Origin of the sequence: Tsukamurella sp. 1534, assembly GCF_000312385.1 — a bacterium.
GTDB lineage: Bacteria > Actinomycetota > Actinomycetes > Mycobacteriales > Mycobacteriaceae > Tsukamurella.
In genome coordinates this window covers 1-17703 of the sequence record NZ_HE997628.1, presented here as the reverse complement: position 1 = coordinate 17703, position 17703 = coordinate 1, and the positions used below count along the sequence as shown (strand labels likewise).

Genomic DNA, 17703 nt, shown 5'->3' with positions numbered 1-17703 from the left:
GGTGTCCTGGACACCAGGATTTCAGTCGCCACCAGCAGAGGACGGACACCATGACCGCAACGCTCGACCCCACGACCGCCACGTCCGGCATCACCGTCACCAAGTTGGGTGAGCACATCGGCGCGGTGGTGCACGGCGTGCGGCTGGGCGGCGACATCGACGACGCCACCGCGGAGCGCGTGCTCGACCTGCTGGCCGAGCACGAGGTGATCTTCTTCCGCGACCAGCACCACCTCGACGACGCCGGCCAGCACGCCTTCGCGCGCCGCCTGGGCGTGCCCACCACGCCGCACCCCACGGTGCGCTCGGACTCGGACCTGCTGCCGATCGAGGGCGCCGCCAACAGCTGGCACACGGACGTCTCGTTCGTGGACCGCGTACCGAAGGCCTCCATCCTGCGCCCGATCGTCCTGCCGCCGCACGGCGGGAACACGGCGTGGGCGTCCACGACCCGCGCCTACGACAAGTTGCCCGAGCCGCTCAAGGCGCTGGCCGAGAACCTGCGGGCGATCCACACCAACGACTACGACTACGCGGGCCACAACGCCACCTACCAGCGCGCGGAGTACCACAAGGAGTTCATCCGGAACATCTTCGAGTCCGAGCACCCGGTGGTGCGGGTGCACCCGGAGACCGGACGGCGCTCGCTCCTCCTCGGACACTTCGTCAACAAGTTCGCGGGCCTGAGCACGCAGGATTCCGCGCCGATCCTCGCGCTCCTGCAGCGCCGGATCGAGAACCCGGACAACACCGTCCGCTGGTCGTGGCAGCCGGGGGATGTGGCGATCTGGGACAACCGGTCCACGCAGCACTTCGGGATCAACGACTACGGCGACAACAAGCGGCTGCTGCGGCGGGTGACCCTCGCGGGCGACATCCCCGTCGGGATCGACGGCCGGGAGGGTGTGGCGCTCAAGGGCGACGCTTCCGACTACGCGCCGGTCACGCCCGCCCGCTCGCGCGGCTGATCGAGCCAGTCCCGGACCTGTTCGTACACGGCGTCCGAGCGCAGCATCGTGAAATGGTGCGCCGCACCGAGATGCATGCCGTCCGCGGCGGTGAACCCGATGCGCCGGGCGCGGCCGACTCCGGCCGCGCTCGGCGGAAGCACGAGTCCGTCGCCCAGCAGCCGCCCGACGGGGTGCCGGGCGTCGCGGGTCACCGTCGCCGCCACGAAGTAGTGCGCCGCACCGTCCAGCAGCGGAACCTCGGCGGCGACCGCGCGACCGAGCGCATCGGCGTCGCGGTCCCGCCAGTCCTCGTCGACGACGGATCCGCCACGGAGGTCCCGGATCCCGGCACTGCGGCGGCGCAGCAGACGGCCGAACGGAGCCGTTTCCGGCACGGCGGTGAGGGCGGCACTGCCGTAGTGCGCGGCGCTCTCCAGCGGGGCTCCGAGATGCGGGGTGCCCAGACTGACGGTGGCCGATACCGCTGAGGGCCAGTCCATTCCGAGGCCGGAGGCCTGGTGGGCCGCGCTGCGGGCGACGAGGCCGCCCATGGAATGACCGATCAGGGTGAGGTCGGTGATCGGCACCGGCCAGGAACGCGCCAACTGCTCGAGCAGATCCGCCACGTCCCGGCCGTTGTCACTGATGTGGCGCCCGGTGTTGTAGCGCAGGTAGACCGGGGTGGCGCCGAGGTCCACCGCGAGGCGGACGCCGTAGTCGTCGGCATCGGCGCCACCCACGCCCCAGGCGTATTCGGTCTCGGTCAGGCCGTGCAACAACACCACGACGCGACCGCCGGCCCCGTCGAACACCTCCTCCGCCGCGATCCGGCCGGGCGGCACCGGCCCCTCGCCGAGGTGCACGATCGCGCCGTCCACGCGGACCGTCACCGGATCGGCGGCGAGCGGCGAGCCCTCCGCCTCCAGGTCGTCGCCGATGAGGCCGAGCACGGCGCCGATGAGGGCGGCGCCGCGCGCCGTCTCCGACGGGGGCCTCTCCCCCGGCCAGTCCGCTCCCACCGCGGCGACCCGGCCCACGGTGCGGGCGACGGTGCCGATGGTCGAGTACACGCCGTCGGTGATGCCGTCGTGCAGCGCCCGCACCGGGGCGACCGCGGGGCCGACACCGAACCGGACGTAGCGGAACACCCTGTCCGAGATCGCCCGGTGCACGCCGTGAATGCCACCCACGGCACCCGCGACCTCGTTGAGCCCCAGTTCCGCCAGGGCCCGCACCTCGCCCCGGCGGCGATCCTCGACCACACTCATGAGATTTGAGTGTACGCCCGTACACTCAAATCCGTCCAGTGCCGGATCAGGCGCGGAAATCCCACCCCGCGGCCCGCCAGGCGTCGGCGGGCATGCAGTTGCGGCCGTCCAGCAGCGTGCGGCGCCGCACCACCGAGCCCACCACGGCGGGCTCCAGCTCGCGGAACTGCCTCCACTCGGTGAGCACGAGCACCACGTCGGCGCCCTCGCACGCCTCGAGCGCGGTCGTGGCGTAATCGAGCGTCGGGAACACGCGGCGCGAGTTGTCCATCGCCTCCGGGTCGTACACCGAGACGGCGGCGCCCTGCAGCTGGATCTGGCCGGCGATGTTCAGTGCCGGGGAATCCCGGACATCGTCGGAGTCGGGCTTGAATGCGGCGCCGAGGACGGCGACCTTCGCGCCGAGCAGCGACCCTCCGCACGCCTCGCGGGCCAGGTCCACCATCCGAGTGCGGCGGCTCATGTTGATGGCGTCCACCTCCCGGAGCAGGCCGTGCATGTGCCCCGCACCCAGCTCGCCCGACCGGGCCATGAAGGCGCGGATGTCCTTGGGCAGGCAACCACCGCCGAATCCGATTCCGGCGCCCAGGAAGCGGCGCCCGATGCGGGAGTCCACGCCGATCGCGTCCGCCAGCGCCACCACGTCCGCGCCGGCCGCCTCACACACCTCGGCGACCGCGTTGATGAACGAGATCTTGGTGGCGAGGAAGGCGTTCGCGGAGATCTTCACCAGTTCCGCCGTGGCGGTGTCGGTCACGAAGAACGGCGTCTCGCGCTCCAGGATCGGCGCGTACACCTCGCGGGTGACCTCCTCGGCGCGGCCGCCCGGCTCGACGCCGACCACGAGGCGATCGGGGTCCAGCGTGTCCTGCACGGCGTGCCCCTCGCGGAGGAACTCGGGATTCCACGCGAATTCGACGGTGACGCCCTGGGGCTTGAGCTCCTCCGCGCGGGCCCGCAGCAGCTCGGTGGTACCGACGGGGACCGTCGACTTGCCGAGGATGACGGCGTCGCGGCGCAGGTGCGGCACCAGCGAATCGACCACCGCGTTGACGTAGGTGAGGTCCGCGGCGAACTCGCCCTTGCGCTGCGGGGTGCCGACGGCGATGAAGTGCACGTCGCCGAATTCGCCGGCCTCCTCGTAGGAGTCGGTGAACCGCAGCCGGCCGGCGTCGAGGTTCCGCTTGAGCACCGCGGGCAGACCGGGCTCGTGGAACGGCACCTTGCCCTCGGAGAGGGCGGCGATCTTGCTGAGGTTGACGTCGACGCCGAGCACCTCGTGGCCGAGCTCGGCCATGCACGCCGCGTGCGTGGCTCCCAGGTATCCCGTACCCAGCACAGTGATCTTCATGGGCCGAAAGTAAGTGTCGCGGGCCGCGACACGGAAGATCACCGAGCCGGAGTTGGGGAAGGATTACGCAGGGATTCACGCGCAGGTGAACAGGGCCACCGCGCCGTTTCCCGGGCGTTCCCCCGGAGGTCCCCGACCGGCTACTCGGGCCGGTACTCCGTCCTGTCCGGCGCCGCCGGGGCCTCCGGTCCCGGGCCCTGCGCACCGTCGTCGAGCGGATGCGCGCCGCGCCGGCCCTCGCGCCCCTTGAGGATGCGCTTGGGCAGCCGGTTCACCAGGTCGCTCATCGGATTGACCGCGGCGGTCATGAGGGCCACCGCCTCGTTGAGCTCCGCCACCACGTCGGGGAGCTGCGAGACCGCGTCGAGGGTGCCGCCGGGGGCGATGGCACGCTCGATCGCGCCCTCCTGACCCAGCAACTGGTCCACGATGCCGCCGTCCGCGATGGCGCGGTCGATCACGCCGTCGGGCTCGGTCAGCTTGTCGATGAGACCGTCCTGGCCGGTGAGCTTGTCGAGGACGCCGTCCTTGGCCGCCAGCTTGTCGAGGACGCCGCCCTTCTCGGTGAGCTTGTCCAGCACGCCGTCCTTGGTCATGAGCTTCTCCAGCACCCCGTCGGGCGCCGTGAGCTTGTCGATCACGCCCCCCTCGGAGGTGAGCCGCTCGAGCACGCCCTCGGACTCCGTGATCTGGTCGACCACGCCGCCGGGACGGGTGAGCCGGTCCAGAGGTCCGCCCTCGGCGGTGAGCCGGGTGACCGGGCTGTCGTCCTTGGTCGCCTGGTCGAGCAGGCCACCCGGAGCCGTGAGCTTCTCCAGCATGCCGCCGGGCTCGGTGAGCCGGTCCACGACGCCGCCGGGCTTGAGCACGCGATCGAGCGGCCCGCCGCGGGAGAGGACGATGCCGACGGGGCGATCGGGCTCGAGCAGCGACGCGAGGCGCTGCAGCAGCTGCATCGGCGTGGTGCTGGTCATCTCCGACTCCACGTGCAGAACGTTGCTCACCTCCGATTCTACGTTCTGCACGGCGAACCGCGTGACGGCCACACCGCCCTCGACTGCCGACATTGCGGCGTCCGCAGTGGAGAATGCGACGCGCAACGGCGCTGTGACGATGCCCTTCAGGTCCATAGCCGCCCATCGTAGGGGGCAACGTGAGAGGAATCGCGCCGAATTCACTCAATGCGCGGCCGGCCCGCTCGCGGGCCGGGCCTGGTACGCCCGGATTCGACGGTGCCGCCCACCCCGTCCGCCACCGATCCGTCGAAGCGTCGGAGATAGTTGACACGTCGGAATCTTCCGACATATTCTCGATTCGTGACCACGCAGGCCGACACCACCGATCGCGTCTTCCTCGCGCTCGCCAATCCGGTACGCCGCGAGCTGCTGCAGATCCTCGCCGCGGGCCCGCTCGCCGCGGGCGAGCTCAGCGAGCGGTTCGCCCTGAGCAGGCCGGCTGTGGCGGAACATCTCAAGGTGCTCCGCGACGCCGGGCTGGTGGCGGACACCCCGTCGGGCCGCCGGAGGATCTACCGGCTCACCGCCGATCCGCTGGCGGACCTGAACGAGTGGTTGCACCCGTTCGAGAAGTTCTGGCGCGCACGCCTGTCCGCGCTGGCCGATGTCGCAGAGGACCTGGAATGACGAGCATCACCCTGGATCACTTCGTGGCCGCCTCCCCCGCCGCCGTGTGGCGCGCCCTCACCGAGCCGGAGCTTGTAGAGCGCTGGTGGGCACGCGGCGAGATCGCCGCCGACGTGGGGCACGAGTTCACGCTCGACATGCCCGGCTTCGGCGAACAGCCCTGCCGCGTCCTGGAATCCGATCCGCCGCGACTGTTCGTCTACACCTTCACCCCGCAGTGGACGCTGCGCTGGACGCTGGAACCCGAGGGGCGCGGAACGCGGGTGTTCTTGGAGCACAGTGGATTCGACCTGGACGATAAGCGGATGGCCGCCGCGTTCGAGCGGATGAGGCCCGGCTGGCGCGACGTGGTGCTCCCGCGCCTCGCCGAGACCGCCGCAGCCGCCTGATTCCCGGCGCGTGCGCCCGGCCCGCCTCCCGGCGCACGGGTCTGCGATGATCGCGCGGTGACCGACACCGCCGCCCTCGCGGACCCGATCAACGCCGCCCTCACCGGCCCGCAGGCCCGGTTCAGCGAGGTCAGCGGGAACATCGTCCGCTACCAGCCGGACGTCTCGGTGTTCTACGGACATCCGCGCGACCTGACGGCCGACGACTACGCCGACGTCGCCCACCTGGCCGGTCCCGGCGCGATCGCCCTGCTGCGGGACCGCGCCACCCCCCTCCCCGACGACTGGGCCGTGGTCGAGCGGATCGGCCTCGTGCAGTACGACGGCACGGCCCTGGTCACCGCACCCGACGCCGAGGCGGTGCGGCTCACCGCCTCCGACGTGCCGGAGATGACCGCGCTCGTCCGCCGCACCGAGCCCGGGCCGTTCCTGCCGCGCACCATCGAGCTCGGCACGTACCTGGGCGTACGCGACGCCGACGGCGCGCTCATCGCCATGGCGGGCGAACGCATGCACCCCGCGGGATGGACCGAGATCAGCGCCGTCTGCACCGCACCCGAGGCTCGCGGGCACGGCCTCGCCTCGCGACTGATCCGCGCCGTCGGACACGGGATCCGCGAGCGGGGCGAGACGCCGTTCCTGCACACCTCCGACGACAACCCCGCGCGGAGGCTCTACGAGCACCTGGGATTCGCACTCACCAGGACCGTTCCGCTCGAGGTGGTGCGCGTTCCCGGGTAGCGATCGACCGCGCCATTTGGTAGGATGTTTGGGCGGTCTTTGCGGCCGCGTACCGAAATCCGTGTATCTACCTGGCACGGCCTGCGGGCTTCCAAGGCGGCACGTCAAGCGTCGCGGCGGTGCAGCCGCAGGAAGGAATCCCGGTGACCGCCACCGTGTGTGACAGGAACGCCGACACCGCGCAGGAGCAGAGCCTGCTGTCCGTGGCGGGCCCGACCTACTTCCCCATCGCGCTCGTCGCGCGCCTCCCCTTCGCCATGATGGTGATCGGGGTGCTCACCCTGGTCGTCGCGGGGCGGGATTCGCTGGCCTTCGCGGGCCTCAATTCCGCGATGGTCGGCATCGGCGCCGCCGCGGTGGGCCCGCTCGTGGGCGCGGCGGCGGACCGCTTCGGCCAGCGTCGCGCCGTGCTCGGCGCCGGAATCGTGAACAGCCTTGCGCTGCTGCTCATGACGTGGGTCGTGTTCAGCCCGCTACCGGCCTGGACGGTGCTCGCGTCGGCGGCCCTGGTCGGCGCCAGCGCGCCGCAGGTGGGGCCCATGTCCCGCAGCCGCCTGGTCACGATGATCACCACCCGCCTCCCCGAGCGGCGACGGGTCAAGACCCTGATGTCCGTGATGGCGTACGAATCCGCCGCGGACGAGGTGATCTTCGTGTTCGGGCCGGTGATCGTGGGCCTGCTGGCGACCACGATGAGCCCCGCCGCGCCGATGATCGGCGCGGCCGTTCTCACTGCGCTCTTCGTCACGTCCTTCGCGCTGCACCCCAGCGCCCGTGCGGTTCCCACCGGTGACGGCGGCGCGGTGGTCCAGGCGCCGGCGCGTGAGCTGTTCCGCCCCACGCTGCTCGCCCCGGTCGTCGGCGTGTTCGGCATGGGGCTGTTCTTCGGCACCACTCTCACGGGCCTCACCGCCTTCATGCGGGATGCCGGCAATGCGGAGGCGGCGGGCCTGTTCTACGGCGTCATGGGCGTCGGGTCCGCCGCGCTCGCGCTGGGCTCCGCCCTTCTGCCCGAACGCTTCACGGTCGCGTGGCGCTGGGTGTCGTTCTCCCTGGTGCTGCTGGTGGGCGCCGTCCTGATCGCCGCGGCCCCGTCGCTCCCGTGGCTGGTGGCCGGGCTCGCCCTCGCCGGTGTGGGCGTGGGCCCGACTCTGGTGACCGAGTTCAGCCTGGGTGCCGACCGCAGCCCCGTAGGGCGGTCCGCGACCGTCATGACGATCATGGGCTCGGGCGTGATCCTGGGCCAGTCGCTCGCGTCCGCCGTCAACGGCGAGATCGCCGAGTGGAGCGGCACCGGTGCGGCGCAGGCGGCGCCCGTCGCCGCCGCCCTCGTCGTGTTCGGCGCGGGCGTCGCGAACTTCGTCCTGACCCGGCGTCAGTCGCGGGCCGGCTGACCGCCGCCGGGCTTCGGGCGGATCCCAGCCCGGCCCAGGGCCTCGGCGTCGTGCTGGCGGCTCATGTCCGCCACGGGGATCACCAGCACCTCACCGTCCGGAAGGGTGGTGGCCACGGTGACGGTCCGCTCGGAGGCGCCGCCCTCGGCGCGCGTCCGCGCGGGCCGCACTCTGTACTCGGACATGGCCTTCGACCTCCCAACACGGGGTTTCCCACGACGGTACGCCGGCCCGCACCGGACGGATAGGGTGCGCAGGGTGACGACGAGCGCAGGGCTGCTGCTGTACCGCACCACGGGCGCCGCACCCGAGGTGCTGATCGCCCACATGGGCGGCCCGTTCTGGGCGCGCAAGGACGCGCACGCCTGGTCCGTCCCCAAGGGGATCTACACCGACGAGGAGCCGCTGGCCGCGGCCGAGCGGGAGTTCCACGAGGAGATGGGCTCCGCTGCGCCCGGAGGCCCGACGGTGCCGCTGGGCTCGGTGCGCCAGTCCGGGGGCAAGACGGTCACGGTGTTCGCTCGCGAGGGCGATTTCGACGCGGAGTCCATCCGCTCCAACGAGTTCGAGCTCGAATGGCCGCGCGGCTCGGGACGGGTGCAGAGCTTCCCCGAGGTCGACCGCGCGGCGTGGTTCGGCCTCGACGAGGCCGCAGAGAAACTGGTGAAGGCGCAGGCGGTGTTCCTCGACCGGCTGCGGGCGCACCTGACTCCACCGTGAGCGACGGATCAGTCGTCGCTCGACGTGTCCTTCGCCTTGTCCTTGAGCAGCAGCGTGACGGCCTCGGTGAGCTGGCTGACCTGTTCGCGGAGCTCCCGGATCTCGTCGTCGCGACGGTCGCCGTCGGCATCGTCGGACTCGGTCTGCTTCGCCGTCTTCGTCTTTCCGCCGGACGACTTCTTCGCGGGCTTCGACTTCGCCTCCGCGCCGGTTTCGGCGGCGGCGGCGTCCTCGGAGTCGTCGGGCGAGGCGATACCCGTGACGGTCTGCGCGACCTCGGCGGGCGCGCGGAGGAGGTCTGCCAGAAGGCTGGTGGAGCGGGGCCGGCTCTGCGCCTGCCTGCGGAGCACCTGGGCGAGCACCTCGTCGGTGCGATCGGTGCCCACGTCGTGGTCGCGGACGACGACGCGGACGCCCGCGTCGAGCAGGCCGGCGATCTCGTCGAGCGTGGTGAAGCGGCGCCGGACGGAGTCGTACAGCTTGCGATTGGAGTACCGCTTGATCAGGTACGGATCCTCGCCGGTCATACCCCTCCTCGTCGCCGAACCCTCGGACGTCCAGCCTACCGCCGCGCCGCCCGACGCAGAGTCACCCGGGACACGATCGCCGTGGTTCCCGGGTGACTCTCGAATGCTGAGGGGGAGGCCCCTGATCACTTGGTGTTGGTGACCTTGGAGAGCTTCTTGACCTGGTCGTTCAGGCTCTCGGTCTGCTTGCGCAGCTGCTTGACGTCCTTCTTGGCGATCTTGTGAGCGCCCTTGCGCGCCTTCTTCTCGGCGTTCTCGGCGTTCTCGATCAGGTTGTCGACGAGGTCCTTGGTGTTCCCGACGACGCCGGACAGGAAGTTGCTGATCGACGGCTCGGTGGCGGCCTTCTTCGCGCTGTTCTTGGTGGTTGCCATGATGGTCCTCCTGGGTGGTGTGTCTGTGTTTGTTACGCGTTTGCGTAATGAAGAGATTACGCAGGCGCGTAATCATTACGCAATGCGTTGTGACACGGATCACATTTCAGTGCGTGAGGTGCTCCACCATCAGCACCTGGAGCTCGCCGACCAGGAAACCCAGGATCGCGCCGACCATGATCAGCGTCCGCTCGTCGGCCTGGAACGCCGGCCGCAGCACGCCCTCGAACTCCTCGGGCGTCATCGCCGCCATCTTCTCGGCCATGATCGGCTGGATCTCCATGACGCGCGTGAGGTACTCCTCCGCCCCCGTCAGCATCGACGGCAGCGCCGCGACCACGTCGGCGGCCGCGGCGTTGCACATCGGCTGGATGTGCGCGAGATCCAGGCCCGTGCCGGTCACCCCACGCACGGGACCGCTCACGACGCTGGACACCACCCCCAGGAGGTTCCCGACGGGCAGCTCGCCCACGTCCGCGGCGCCCAGGCCGGGAAGCTCCTTGATCCCCAGCTCCTTGAGCAGGGGCAGCTTCGCGGGGTCGACGCCGACGAACTGCTCCAGGTCGCCCAGGTTGTCGCGCAGCGCCTCCTCGATCTCGTCGGCGACGAGCACCACGACCTTCTGGGAGAGCTTGCCCGTGAACACTCCCCGGACCAGCCGATCCGAGGTCAGTACGCGCGACGCGATGAGCGTGCCGTACTCCTGCGACACCGGGATGCGGTGTTTGAGGAACAGGCCCTGCCAGGTGATCACGCCGAGGTACTTCTTCGGCTCCTTCGGGTTGAAGATCAGGCGCAGCGCGGCCCAGTCCGTGAACCAGCCCGTGAACAGGCCGAACAGCGGCATGACATAGGGGTTGTGGAACAGCGCCCACACCACGAGTTGGACGAGGCCGATCATGAAGCCGAACACCAGGCCGCTGCGACGGATGAACGCGAACTCCCTGCGGCCCACGTCGAGGAACATGGATTCGAGCGTGTCCGGGTCCGCGAGGAACTCCTCCGTGACCATCGCCTGCAGATCGAAGACGTCGTCGATGTTCTCCGCGAGGGACTCCGTGATCCGCACGACCACATCGGGCGAGGCGTCCTGGACGCGCTCGACGATGAGGTCCTGCGCCACGGGCGGAAGCACGTTCCACAGCGTCGGCTGGTACTCGGCCATCACCTCGCGGGTGATCCGTCCGACTTCGGTACGCACCGGACGTTCGACGAGGGCGGCCACCTCGGCACCGTCGATCTTCTCCGCGATCTCGCGCGACGAGATCAGCCTCCCGGTGAGCGTGTCGCAGAGGATCTCCACCATCTGCGGAGCGCGCCGCGGGATGATCCCCTGCCAGCCGATCTTTCCGATGCCCTTGAACTTCTGCGGCCGGAACATCATTCGGATGGCGACCAGTTTGGTTCCCCAGCCGATGAGGGCCGCGATGACCGGCATGGACGCGTAGATCAACCAGTTCCGGCTGAAGTCATCGACGATCTCGGATCACGACTGCATCGGCCACCTCCGGGTCAGTGACGTCCGCCGTCGGAGCCACATCATCAGCGGACGAGGTGCCCACGATTGTGTACGGAGCGGCCGAAGTTCGTGGTGGAATCTGCTAGTCGGAAACTCGGGCGGACGCTGCGCCCCGGCCGGCCGCGGACTCCCGCGTGCGGCGGGCGAGGAGGAGCACGACCGCCCCGCAGGCGAGCGAGGCCGCCGCCGCCGACGTCGCGATCAGGTTCCACCCCGCTACGGCGCCGGCCGCGCCGGACGCCAGAACCCCCGCGAGGGTGATCCCCAGGGAGGAGCCCACGTACCGCGCAGTGTTGTTCACGCCGCTGCCCATCGCCGCGCTGCTCGAGGGCACGCTCGCGAGGGCCTCCCGGGCCAGGCCGGTGTTGAGCAGGCCGGAGGCGACGCCCGCCACGAGGAGCCCCGGCACCAGGCGGAACGGGGACGCACCGTCGGACAGCCCGGACATGAGCAGGAGCCCCACGGCGACCCCGGCCAGGCCGCCCACCAGGTGTGTCGTTCCGGACAGCACCGTCGCGAGACGCGAGAATCCCAGGGCCGCACCCGCGCTCGTCGCCGACCAGAGCGCGAGCAGCGCGCCGGCCTGCAGCGTGCTCAATCCCAACCCGCGCACCACGAAGGTGCAGGCGACGGACATCGCCGAGATCACCCCGACGCCGGTGCCGAACGCCGCGGCCGTGGCGCCCAGGAATCGAGGTCGGCGGAAGAGCGCGGGATCGACGAGTGCGCCGCGGCCGTACCGCTGGCTCGCGACGAGCCCGGTGGTGAGCACCACGGCGGCGCCGCCGAGCACGGCGGCAACGACGCCGGCGCCCGCCCGCACCTCCACGATCGCCGCCACCGCGGTGGTCAGCGCGCCGGTGAGCAGCATGAAACCGAGCACGTCGAGGGCGCGATCCGGGTGCTGCGGCGCCCGCGGCGGGATGCGCATCGCCGCCCACCCCAGGGCCGCCCCGGCCGCGGCGAGCAGGAGGTAGAACGCCCGCCAGGCACCGGCCGGATCCAGCACGCCGGTGAGCACGGGGCCGAGCGCGATCCCCGCGCCCATCGACGAACTCCACCACACCGCCGTCTTGGCGCGGTGCCCGTCGTGCTCGCTGACCGCCGCCACCAGGCCGAGGCCGGTCGCGATCATCCCCGCCGCACCGATCCCCGCGACGATCCGGGCGGCGACGAACGGGACGGTGGTGCCGGCGGCAGCGCACGCCAGGTTCGCCGCGACGAACACCGCGGCACCGAGCACGAACACCCGGCGATGGCCGATCCGGTCGGCGACGACGCCCGCGGTGACCAGCGCGGCCGCGAGGCCCACGCTCATCGAGGCCAAGATCCAGGTGGCCCCCGCGGCCGACGCCCCGAGAGCGGCGTTGAGGGTGACCGCGTTCCCCAGGGGACCTGCGTACGCGAGCATCGCGAGCAGCGTGCTCGCGGCGACCGTCGCGAGAACCCGCGGATAGCCGCCTTCGAGTCTGGTCATGAGACTCATCATCGCCGATAATGAGTCTGTTCACAAGACCCGTATTGTAGGATCGAGGCGTGGCACTGGGAACCGGGTACGACGCGCAGGGATGCTTCCTGGCCCGCGCCCTCGAGGTGGTGGGCGAGCGCTGGACGCTGCTGATCCTGCGCGACTGCTTCTACGGGGTGCGCCATTTCAGTGATCTGCTGGCCCACCTCGACGTCTCCCGCGGCGTGCTCACGGATCGGCTCGACACCCTCGTCGACGCCGGCGTACTGGAACGCCACCCGGCGGGGAGAAGCGTGGAGTACCTGCTCACGGAGGCCGGAGAAGACCTGTGGCCCACCGTGTTCAGCCTGAGCCGTTGGGGAGAACGCCACCTCACCGCCGACCACCCCGGCAGGATCTTCGGGCACGCCGTGTGCGGTACCGACATCGAGGACTCCGGCCTGTGCCCGCGCTGCGGCACCGTCCCCACCGTGCGGGAACTGGACGTGCGCCCCGCGCCCGGCCGCAACGCGCGGCGCCGCGAGGACCCCGTCGCGATCGCGCTCCGCACCCGGCACCGCATGCTCGACCCCCTCCCCTGAACCGCACCGGCTCCTGCGGGGTGAGAATCGAGGGGTGAACCCGTTCGCGTCCAACCGTCTCGTCGCCCCGGCTCCCGGTCATGCACTGGGACGATTCGCCTTCGTCATGGCGACGGGGATCGTGGCCACGCTGTTGCGCTCGACCGGCGCGGACGCCGCCGGGAACGCCCTGTTCTGCATCGCCGCCGTCGCGTTCGCCGGTCTCGCCGCGGTCGCGGTGGTGCGGCTGCACACCCCGTCAGCCCTGCGCGCAGAGGTCGCGGCGGCGGGGTTCACGGCGATGGCGGTGCCCGCGGGCACCTCCGTGCTGGCGGGGTACCTCGCGCTGCTCGGCCGGACGCAGCCGGCCCTGGCGGTCGGAGCGGCCGGGATGCTGCTGTGGCTCGTGCTGGGGTATCTCGTTCCCGCGCAACGGGTCATCGACAACACGGCGTCCGCAGGCGCGGACCCGCTGCGGGGCGCGGACGGGACGTGGTTCCTGTGGGGCGTCGCGACGCAGTCCGTGGCGGTGGTGGCCGGCCTGCTCGCACCGCAGTTGCCCGGGCACGGTCTCGCCGAAGTGGCGACGCTGTGGTGGGGCCTCGGCATGGCGCAGCTGGTGCTGGTCGCCGCCCTGGTCGCGGCGCGGATGATGCTCTCCCCCTTGCACCCCGGCGACGAGGTCGCGCCGTACTGGGTGTTCTTCGGTTCCGCCGCGATCTCGGTGCTGGCAGGATCCGAGGTGGCGGCGCTGCCCGCGGAGCAGCGAATCGTGTCCGCCGACTTCGTGATCGCCGTGTGCGTGTGCCTGTGGGCGTTCGCCACCTGGCTCGCGCCGCTGCTGATCGCGCTCACCGCGTGGCAGTGGCGCCGCTCCCCCGGCGTCGCGTTCTTCCGGCTCGCCCTGTGGTCGATCGTGTTCCCCGTCGGGATGTACGGGCAGGCCACCCTCCGGCTCGGTGAGGCGACGGACATCGGCTGGATGGCCGGCGTCGGGCACGCCGACGCCTGGGTCGCGCCGGCGCTGTGGGTCGCGGTCGCGGTCGCGATGGTGTGCGCCGTGACGGGACGGAGGCCTCAGGCGCCCGGTGGTTCCGGCGCGTAATGGTCGGCGATCAGGTCGACGGTCCGACGGTGCGCCTCCCGCGACGGTCCCATCGTGACGAGCATGATCTCGTCGGCGCCCGTTCGCGCGTGCAGCGCGTCCAGGCGTGACGCCACCCGCGCTGGTGTGCCGTTGACGAACCGCTCGGTGTAGCCGTCGAGGACGCGCCGCTCCTCGTCCGTCGCGGGGTGTTCCGCCACCTCGTCGGGTGGCAGCAGAGCGTAGCTCCGGCGGGTGACCATGCGCAGCATCGCCATCGCGGCGCTGCGCGCCTGCGCCTCCGCGCGCTCGGCGTCGTGGTCGGCCACCGCGCCCACGCTGCTCGCGGCGTACGGCGCGGCGAGCACGGGCGACGGCCGGAAGGCGCCGCGGTACAGGTCGAGCGCGGCCGCCGCATCGCCGCCGCCGAACTGCAGGGCGAAGGCGTACGGCCGGCCCAATCGCGCAGCCAGCTGCGCCGACTGCGCGGAGGTGCCGAGGATCCACGCCTCCGGCGCGGTGGCGGGCGCGGGCACCCGGTTCTGCTCCGCCTGCCACGGCCCGGGGACGGCGTGCACGGCGTGGTACGGGTGGCCGGGCGGGAACCGGTCCGCGAGGAAGCCGAGCAGCTCCACCACCTGCTGCGGGAACTCGTCGTTCGCTGTGCGGTGCCGCCGCAGTGCCGCCGCTGTGGCGGCATCGGTGCCCGGGGCCCGGCCCAGGCCGAGATCGATCCGCCCGGGGGCGAGCGCGTCGAGCATCCGGAACTGTTCGGCGATCACCAGCGGCGCGTGGTTGGGCAGCATCACGCCGCCCGCGCCCAGCCTGATCCGCGACGTCTCGCCCGTGAGCCGCGCGAGCATCAGCTGCGGCGACGGCGTGGCGGCCGCCGGCATCGCATGGTGCTCGGACATCCAGAACCGGTGGTAGCCGCGACGTTCGGCGAGCTGCGCGAGGTCGATCACCGCGCGGTAGGCGTCCTCGACCGTCGAGCCGACCGCGGTGTGCGCGTTGTCGAGGACCGACAGTGCGAACGGCGCCGAGCCGAACCGCGGCGCGGTCGCGGGGCCCGTCACGGCCGCACCATCCGCTCGTCGGTGCAGGCCCACCGCTCGTCGGTCTTCGTCGCCCCGTCACGCTCGAACCCGTGCTTGCGGTAGAACGCGACGGCGCGGGCGTTCCCGCGGAGCACCCAGAGGTAGGCCGCCCGGTCCCCGATCGCCGCCGTCATGAGCGCCTCCGCCACCCCGGCGCCGTGGAATTCGGGGATCACGTTGAGCGACCACAGTTCCGCCGGCCGCGGCGGGGCCTCGTCGCGCGGGGTGCCGCCGGTCGCGAATCCCGCGAGGCGGCCGGTCGCGACGTGCACCGCGCAGCGGGTGCGGACGCCGGAGCGCTCCTGCTCGGCGGTCGCGGGGATGATCGTGTCGCGCCAGCGGGCCGCGCTCGCGGCGGGGTCGAGGGCGTCGAGCTTCGCGCGCTCCAGGAGACCCGCGTACGCGGCGCGCCAGATCGCCACGTGCGCGGCACCGAGCTCGTCGGCATCGGCCGGGCGCACCGCCCGGATCAGGAACTCGCCCACGCTCGGAGGCTACCGCGACTCCAGGTCCCCGATCGCCCGGTCCAGGAGTTCCCTGCGCCGCTCGGGGTTCCGCGCCTTGAGCAGCGCCAGGATCACGGTGTAGCGGCCGGTGCGGCCGAGCGCCTCGAACGCGGCGGCCGCACGTGGGCTCGCGGCGAGCGCGCCGGCGAGGTCGGGCGGCACCTCGGCCGCGGCCTGCGACGCGTAGGCGGCGTCCCAGCGGCCGTCCGCCCGGGCCCGCTCGACCTCGGCGTAGCCCGCGGGGCGCACGCGTCCCGCGGCGGCGAGCGCCTCAAACTTCTCGACGTTGATCTGCGACCAGGAGCTGGTCCGCCTGCGCGGCGAGTACCGCTGGAGGAAGGAATCGGCGTCGTTCGACCGGCGCTGCCCGTCGATCCAGCCGAAGCACAGCGCACCGTCGAGCGCCTCCCCGATGGTGATGCCGGGGACGGACGAGGCGCGCTTGGCGATCCGCAGCCAGGCGTCGGGCGCCGCGTCGTGGTGCCGTTCGAGCCAGGACTCCCACTCACCGCCGGTGCCGAACTCGAGGATCTCCACGGAGGGATCCTACGGTCGGCGGCCACCCCGGGAGTCGGTGTCAGTTGCGGTAGTTCTCCACAGTGGTGGCCGAGCGGGCCTCCGCCTCACCCGGGTTCTCGCCGAACTCGCGCTTGGCCCGGCGTTGGCGCAGCAGGTCCCACGCCTGATCGAGCTGGGTCTCGATGTTCCGCAGCCGCTCGTGCTCCTCGTCGGCGCTGATCTCGCCCGCGCCCAGCTTGCTCCGCAGGTCGTGCTCCGTGTCGATGAGGCCCTGAATCCGGTCGTGAATCGCATCGTCGCTCATGGCCGCGATCCTGCCACCGATCGCGCTCGCGCGGGTGGGAGCCGGCCGCGGACCGTCGGACCCGGATACGAGAACCCCTGACCCCACACTGCCAGTCTGAATCCGGGGGGGTGCAGCGCTCGTCAGCACGCGTGAATCCGTCCAGGTAGAGTCCCTCTCACCGTCCAGCGTGTACAGGCCTGTGCGCGTATGTCTTGGGACACTCTTGGCACATTCGACGATCCGCCTCTAGCACCCTTCAGGTTTTCCGGTACGTACGTACCTGGAAGCCTGGGCATCCCGAGCCCGTGATTCACATCGGCGTCAGGACTCCGATCCGCCAGCCGTCGCCGGTGGCCAGTAGCTGATAGACCATCCGCTCGTCCGGCGGCACGCCTCCATAGCTCCACGTGACGTCTGCCCAGATGCTGTGTTCCGTCGCGGCGAGCAGCTCGATCGTGGATGTGACCGCTTCGACGCCGGCGTACTGATCGATCGCTCGACGGAAGAAGTCCTGCGTCTGTTGCGGAGACGTCACCGCGATGGCGTTGCCCGGGAACGCGATGAGCGCGGGGCAGTGATAGGCCTCGGCGATGCGATCGACGTCCCGGGCCAGAAGAGCGTCTCGATAGGAATCGAAGAAGTCGGTTGTCGCACTGAGAGCGAAGTGTTGTGGAGTCATACCTCGACCCTAGAATCGAACCCCGTCACGCTGGTGGCGGAAATAGGGTCGGGGTCTATGAGACCAGCCGCCGACCTCGCCAGCGCCTCCCGAGACCCCTACCTGACACTCCGGAGAGTGGAGCGCCAGCAGCGAGTCGTAGAGATCCTCGCTGCCCGCCGAGGGCGAACGACGAACACAACGCGGTTAGCGCACGAGGTGGGCTGCTCCGTCCGGAGCATCGAACGAGACCTCGCAAGACTCAGGGATTGCGGCCTCCCCATTGCCTCTCGGCCGGGCCCAGTGGCGGCGTCTCACTCATCACCGTGGCCGGCGGCGCCACAGTCACGCTCTCGATTCCGGAACTCGCAGCCCTCGTGGCCAGCCTTGCCGCACTGGGTCCTACCGCCACCGACAGCGCGAGCAGCGCCATGACCAAGTTGCTCGCAGCACTATCCGGCGAGTCGATCTGACACGGGACCCGCCGAGCCCGGCCGTGAGGAACGACCTAGGCGAACCGGATTCGGGGCCGCTAGCAGACGGGCCAGATCGGGGCGGATTCACCACGCGTTGGCACACTCTGGCACCCTCGCCGATCCGGATAGAAGTAATCCCCGGCCGGAAAACGTTCCGACCAGGGATCATTCTT

Annotated in this window: 22 protein-coding genes; 9 read left to right on the top strand and 13 right to left on the bottom strand. The window is 71.2% G+C overall.

Annotated elements, in window-relative coordinates; genetic code table 11:
* The first annotated feature begins 50 nt into the window (after positions 1 to 50).
* Positions 51 to 968: a TauD/TfdA family dioxygenase gene (locus BN39_RS18170; protein ID WP_019203872.1), complete on the top strand. Its 918-nt coding sequence runs from the start codon at positions 51 to 53 to the stop codon at positions 966 to 968.
* On the opposite strand, the gene BN39_RS18165 is transcribed toward BN39_RS18170, so the two are convergent.
* The 3 genes from BN39_RS18165 to BN39_RS18155 form a co-directional block, all read right to left on the bottom strand.
* Positions 932 to 2218: a triacylglycerol lipase gene (locus BN39_RS18165; protein ID WP_019203871.1), complete on the bottom strand. Its 1287-nt coding sequence runs from the start codon at positions 2216 to 2218 to the stop codon at positions 932 to 934. The genes BN39_RS18170 and BN39_RS18165 overlap by 37 nt on opposite strands.
* A gap of 46 nt (positions 2219 to 2264) precedes the next feature.
* On the bottom strand, positions 2265 to 3569 hold the full coding sequence (locus BN39_RS18160; protein WP_019203870.1) for a UDP-glucose/GDP-mannose dehydrogenase family protein: 1305 nt from the start codon (positions 3567 to 3569) through the stop codon (positions 2265 to 2267).
* 140 nt (positions 3570 to 3709) lie between these two features.
* On the bottom strand, positions 3710 to 4573 hold the full coding sequence (locus BN39_RS18155; protein WP_192814881.1) for a hypothetical protein: 864 nt from the start codon (positions 4571 to 4573) through the stop codon (positions 3710 to 3712).
* 312 nt (positions 4574 to 4885) lie between these two features.
* Here BN39_RS18155 and BN39_RS18150 point away from each other — a divergent pair, with 312 nt between their 5' ends.
* From BN39_RS18150 to BN39_RS18135, 4 genes are all read left to right on the top strand, one after another.
* Complete coding sequence (locus BN39_RS18150) at positions 4886 to 5212, top strand: helix-turn-helix transcriptional regulator (protein WP_019203868.1); 327 nt, start codon at positions 4886 to 4888, stop codon at positions 5210 to 5212.
* Positions 5209 to 5601 (top strand): SRPBCC domain-containing protein, encoded by a 393-nt coding sequence (locus BN39_RS18145; RefSeq protein ID WP_019203867.1) that lies wholly within the window; start codon positions 5209 to 5211, stop codon positions 5599 to 5601. The genes BN39_RS18150 and BN39_RS18145 overlap by 4 nt, the downstream gene beginning before the upstream one ends.
* A gap of 57 nt (positions 5602 to 5658) precedes the next feature.
* Positions 5659 to 6342, top strand: coding sequence for a GNAT family N-acetyltransferase (locus tag BN39_RS18140; RefSeq protein ID WP_019203866.1), 684 nt, complete (start codon positions 5659 to 5661; stop codon positions 6340 to 6342).
* Between the two features lie 143 nt (positions 6343 to 6485).
* Entirely contained in the window at positions 6486 to 7736 is a 1251-nt protein-coding gene (locus BN39_RS18135; protein ID WP_019203865.1) for an MFS transporter, read from the top strand.
* Here the strand turns inward: BN39_RS18135 and BN39_RS18130 are convergent.
* A complete protein-coding gene (locus tag BN39_RS18130) occupies positions 7718 to 7921 on the bottom strand; it encodes a hypothetical protein (protein ID WP_019203864.1) in 204 nt (67 codons plus the stop codon). The two genes, BN39_RS18135 and BN39_RS18130, sit on opposite strands and share 19 nt — an antisense overlap.
* A gap of 73 nt (positions 7922 to 7994) precedes the next feature.
* On the opposite strand from BN39_RS18130, the gene BN39_RS18125 reads away from it, so the two are divergent.
* Positions 7995 to 8456, top strand: a complete 462-nt coding sequence (locus tag BN39_RS18125; protein ID WP_019203863.1) for an NUDIX domain-containing protein — start codon at positions 7995 to 7997, stop codon at positions 8454 to 8456.
* Positions 8457 to 8464: 8 nt separating this feature from the next.
* Here the strand turns inward: BN39_RS18125 and BN39_RS23570 are convergent, their stop codons facing one another.
* The 4 genes from BN39_RS23570 to BN39_RS18105 all read right to left on the bottom strand — a co-directional run bounded on the left by BN39_RS23570 (position 8465) and on the right by BN39_RS18105 (position 12353).
* Positions 8465 to 8983: a polyhydroxyalkanoate synthesis regulator DNA-binding domain-containing protein gene (locus tag BN39_RS23570; RefSeq protein WP_019203862.1), complete on the bottom strand. Its 519-nt coding sequence runs from the start codon at positions 8981 to 8983 to the stop codon at positions 8465 to 8467.
* 125 nt (positions 8984 to 9108) lie between these two features.
* Positions 9109 to 9357 (bottom strand): hypothetical protein, encoded by a 249-nt coding sequence (locus BN39_RS23565; RefSeq protein WP_019203861.1) that lies wholly within the window; start codon positions 9355 to 9357, stop codon positions 9109 to 9111.
* A gap of 106 nt (positions 9358 to 9463) precedes the next feature.
* Positions 9464 to 10795 carry a DUF445 domain-containing protein gene (locus tag BN39_RS18110; protein ID WP_148281528.1) on the bottom strand — a complete coding sequence of 444 codons (1332 nt, stop codon included), beginning with the start codon at positions 10793 to 10795 and terminating at the stop codon, positions 9464 to 9466.
* 163 nt (positions 10796 to 10958) lie between these two features.
* Positions 10959 to 12353, bottom strand: a complete 1395-nt coding sequence (locus BN39_RS18105) for an MFS transporter (protein WP_019203859.1) — start codon at positions 12351 to 12353, stop codon at positions 10959 to 10961.
* A 59-nt stretch (positions 12354 to 12412) separates the two neighbouring features.
* On the opposite strand from BN39_RS18105, the gene BN39_RS18100 reads away from it, so the two are divergent.
* Positions 12413 to 12925, top strand: a complete 513-nt coding sequence (locus tag BN39_RS18100; protein ID WP_019203858.1) for a helix-turn-helix domain-containing protein — start codon at positions 12413 to 12415, stop codon at positions 12923 to 12925.
* Positions 12926 to 12959: 34 nt separating this feature from the next.
* The gene (locus BN39_RS18095) at positions 12960 to 14009 is read left to right on the top strand and encodes a tellurite resistance/C4-dicarboxylate transporter family protein (RefSeq protein ID WP_148281527.1); all 1050 of its coding nucleotides are present in this window, start codon (positions 12960 to 12962) and stop codon (positions 14007 to 14009) included.
* Here the strand turns inward: BN39_RS18095 and BN39_RS18090 are convergent.
* The 5 genes from BN39_RS18090 to BN39_RS18070 all read right to left on the bottom strand — a co-directional run bounded on the left by BN39_RS18090 (position 13982) and on the right by BN39_RS18070 (position 17075).
* Positions 13982 to 15064 carry an LLM class flavin-dependent oxidoreductase gene (locus tag BN39_RS18090; protein WP_019203856.1) on the bottom strand — a complete coding sequence of 361 codons (1083 nt, stop codon included), beginning with the start codon at positions 15062 to 15064 and terminating at the stop codon, positions 13982 to 13984. The two genes, BN39_RS18095 and BN39_RS18090, sit on opposite strands and share 28 nt — an antisense overlap.
* On the bottom strand, positions 15061 to 15570 hold the full coding sequence (locus BN39_RS18085; RefSeq protein ID WP_019203855.1) for a GNAT family N-acetyltransferase: 510 nt from the start codon (positions 15568 to 15570) through the stop codon (positions 15061 to 15063). The genes BN39_RS18090 and BN39_RS18085 overlap by 4 nt, the downstream gene beginning before the upstream one ends.
* A 9-nt stretch (positions 15571 to 15579) precedes the next feature.
* Complete coding sequence (locus BN39_RS18080; RefSeq protein ID WP_019203854.1) at positions 15580 to 16128, bottom strand: YdeI family protein; 549 nt, start codon at positions 16126 to 16128, stop codon at positions 15580 to 15582.
* A gap of 40 nt (positions 16129 to 16168) precedes the next feature.
* A complete protein-coding gene (locus BN39_RS18075) occupies positions 16169 to 16414 on the bottom strand; it encodes a DUF2630 family protein (protein WP_019203853.1) in 246 nt (81 codons plus the stop codon).
* Between the two features lie 292 nt (positions 16415 to 16706).
* Positions 16707 to 17075 (bottom strand): hypothetical protein, encoded by a 369-nt coding sequence (locus tag BN39_RS18070; protein WP_019203852.1) that lies wholly within the window; start codon positions 17073 to 17075, stop codon positions 16707 to 16709.
* A gap of 57 nt (positions 17076 to 17132) precedes the next feature.
* On the opposite strand from BN39_RS18070, the gene BN39_RS22865 reads away from it, so the two are divergent.
* On the top strand, positions 17133 to 17489 hold the full coding sequence (locus BN39_RS22865; RefSeq protein ID WP_237741730.1) for an HTH domain-containing protein: 357 nt from the start codon (positions 17133 to 17135) through the stop codon (positions 17487 to 17489).
* The last annotated feature ends 214 nt before the right edge of the window (positions 17490 to 17703 follow it).